Genomic DNA, 2,831 nt, shown 5'->3' with positions numbered 1-2,831 from the left:
CCGGTGGGAGAAGCCCGCACCGTATGTTTGCATCGGTGTCGGGAGTACGTCACAAACTCATTGCGCATGTTTTCTGCCTGGAACTGAGGGGGCAGAGTGCTCATGGTTAACAGCACGTCCGGCGGATTTTCCAAACTCGACACTTGGACTACTTCTACCCCAAGTATATTCATGGTGAGATAGCCCTTGGATCCGCCGGGAATGGAGTAGTTGAACAGCGTTTTTGCCTTCTCCTCCACTTGTTCTGGATCTACCGAAACGCCCATATTCCGCGCTACGAAAAATCCCCCCACACTCACGAGCGCAATGAGGAGAAGTGTTGTGCCACCACAACCAATGGCAATTCATTTCCATACGCCGCCACCTTTGGCTTTTGGGGGTGGGGGTGGCTGAAAATCATTGCTCATCGCCTGACTCCGTTGCGCACTGCCCGTCCCCACCATAGCCCGACTTTTGGAGAGTGCTTTAAGGTTTTACAGTTTGCAACGGTTAGGAACCATAGAAACCAGTACTAACGACTAGACGTTCTTTAAGTGACCCGAGGCGATCGCTATTAAAATGGCAATCCCAAAGCCCAGGCGATACCACACAAAAATCCAGGTGCTACGAGTTTTGAGGAACTGAATCAACCAGGCGATCGCCAGATACGAAGACACCAAGGCCGCAATTAAGCCGCCTATTAATGGCACAACCCCGATATCGGAAAGTCCCATTTCTAGGAGTCCCTTCAACTCTACGAGTCCTGCGAGGGTGATGGCGGGAATGCCAAGCAAAAACGAGAAGCGGGCGGCGGTGGAGCGCTCTAATCCTAAAAATAAACCCGCGGTGAGGGTAGATCCAGAACGAGAGACACCGGGAATCAGCGCTAGGGCTTGCCCCAACCCCATCAAAATGCCGTCCTGCATTTTTAGATTATCAAGGGTTCGCTTACGACTGCCCAGATACTCTGCTAAGGCGAGGAGTAAGGCCATTACAATGGATGCGATGGCGATCGCGCCCATGCTGCGAATGGGTGAGCGATCTAAATCTGGAACCAATGCTTTCAGTAATAAGCCAAAGACAATAATAGGAACCGTCCCTAAAATAATGCCGAGACCAATGCGAAAATCTCTAGACTCATAGTCTGACTTAATCATTGCCCGCGCCATCCCTGATACGACGTAACGCAGGTCATCCCAGAAATACCAGAGAATTGCGACAATGCTCCCCAGTTGAATTACTGCGGTGAATGCAACCCCTGGATCTCCCCAACCGAGGGCAACCGGAACCGCTTTAAGATGCGCCGTGCTGCTGATGGGCAAGAACTCGGTCAGCCCTTGCACAATACCCAAGATAATCGCTCGAAACAAATTCATTTCCATGAGAGCGGTTCCCTCCGAGGGCGTCGGAGCTTGAGATAACGCCGTGGAGAGGGAGCACAGCGTTTCATAGCCCATTAAACTATGGGGCAGTAGTCCAGATATCATCATTGTGGGTTGGCCTAATCAGTGATCCTAATCAACAGTACTGAGCAAACATGCAGGTGAATTCTTTCAGGTGTCAACCAGTCGCCAACTACACGTAAGCCCACTGGCTGAGGGCAAGATGCCTCCATCATCATCATCGGGAAGCTCGTCTTCCGTTAGGATGGCTATACAGATTTCACTAGATCTTATAGATCTTAATTTTTGTATCCAATTTAGTGAAACGCAATAGCAGCCAAGATGTAACAGATTTGTCATAATACCCTAGAGGACTCTCATAAAGTCATCAAATTGGTCAATTAAAACTAGGCTTTGTGTCTGGTGTGACAAAAATCGGTGTGCATATCTCAGGTTTGCTCTAATACTGCCGAATCGGCCAGTTGAATGAGAAGTAAGCATGGATATGATCGAAACCTGAAGAATGCCCCCAGGGGGGATTTTTCGTGTTATGTTAAAAAAGTTGAACTGAATTATAAGAATTCCTTGTCTTCCTACTCGCCTCCTTCGCGCTCGTGTGTTAACGGCTCCCTACCATCGGTTCCCCTTCGCTGGGGGCAGGCGCTTTTACAAGAGCGCTTCTTGCTGTTTATGGCGTCAGTATTTTTAGTTTCGGTTCCTGTATTTGCCGAAGCCCCTCTGGTGCGGTGGCTACCCGCTCTGAGTCTGCTGATAACAGGACTGTGGTTTGGGATTGGCATCAAGCTGTATCGAAGTAGGAAGGCGCGCCTCTGGGGCGATTTGCTGATTGGTTTTGCCTGGACGTGGTTGGCAGGCTCCGTGTACTGGGGATGGCTGCGCTGGGAGCCATTGCTGCATCTGCCTGTAGAAGCCATTGGGTTGCCGTTTGTACTGGTTTTAATGGCTCGACGGCAAAGTGTTATTGGATGCTGGTTTTACCTCGGTTCTCTGTTTGGAACTGCTGTTACCGATCTTTACTTTTATGCAACGGATCTCGTCCCCTTTTGGCGACAGCTCATGCAGGTTGAGCCAGAGTCGGCGTCCCTGGTGCTTCGTGCGGCGTTGGGGCAGGTGCTAGCGCCTACGGGGTTCTTTTGGGCTAGCCTTTTGGCAACCGTTTTACTATTGGTCGGGACGGTGCCGTTGCAGTATCAGCAATTGCGATACTGGGGATTTGCCGGAGCAGTACTCAGCACGATTTTGGTAGACACCTTATTTTTACTAGCTGCGATCGCTGCATAGGCAAGGTTATGATTGGGCTATGACGGGTCATCATGGCAGTGGTAGTATATGCGCCTGCACACTACACTTTAGACAAGCTCACATCATACCTGTAGTCTGTAGTGAACTCACACAATGAACTACCCCGCCGCAAGCGGACGGGGTATCAGAATCAAAAAAGAGCAAGTT

The 2,831-nt window shown here is 50.2% G+C and carries 3 protein-coding genes; 1 reads left to right on the top strand and 2 read right to left on the bottom strand.

Annotated elements, in window-relative coordinates; translation table 11 throughout:
- Together IGR76_02580 and IGR76_02575 are read right to left on the bottom strand one after the other, a co-directional pair.
- Positions 1-266, bottom strand: a 266-nt coding sequence (locus tag IGR76_02580) for a hypothetical protein (GenBank protein ID MBF2077420.1), incomplete at its 3' end; no start/stop codon positions are given.
- A 252-nt stretch (positions 267-518) separates the two neighbouring features.
- The gene (locus IGR76_02575; protein MBF2077419.1) at positions 519-1,436 is read right to left on the bottom strand and encodes an undecaprenyl-diphosphate phosphatase; all 918 of its coding nucleotides are present in this window, start codon (positions 1,434-1,436) and stop codon (positions 519-521) included.
- 411 nt (positions 1,437-1,847) lie between these two features.
- Here IGR76_02575 and IGR76_02570 point away from each other — a divergent pair, with 411 nt between their 5' ends.
- The gene (locus IGR76_02570) at positions 1,848-2,663 is read left to right on the top strand and encodes a DUF3120 domain-containing protein (protein MBF2077418.1); all 816 of its coding nucleotides are present in this window, start codon (positions 1,848-1,850) and stop codon (positions 2,661-2,663) included.
- Positions 2,664-2,831 lie beyond the last annotated feature (168 nt).

The sequence above is a fragment of the Synechococcales cyanobacterium T60_A2020_003 genome, from assembly GCA_015272205.1.
Lineage (GTDB): Bacteria > Cyanobacteriota > Cyanobacteriia > RECH01 > RECH01 > JACYMB01.
Note: the sequence above shows the minus strand (reverse complement) of the source record. Positions and strands in the feature narration are given on the sequence as shown.

Coding starts and splice junctions, on each gene's coding strand:
- IGR76_02575 (MBF2077419.1), bottom strand. CDS start 1,436: ATGGGCTATGAAACGCTGTGCTCCCTCTCCACGGCGTTATCTCAAGCT.
- IGR76_02570 (MBF2077418.1), top strand. CDS start 1,848: ATGAGAAGTAAGCATGGATATGATCGAAACCTGAAGAATGCCCCCAGG.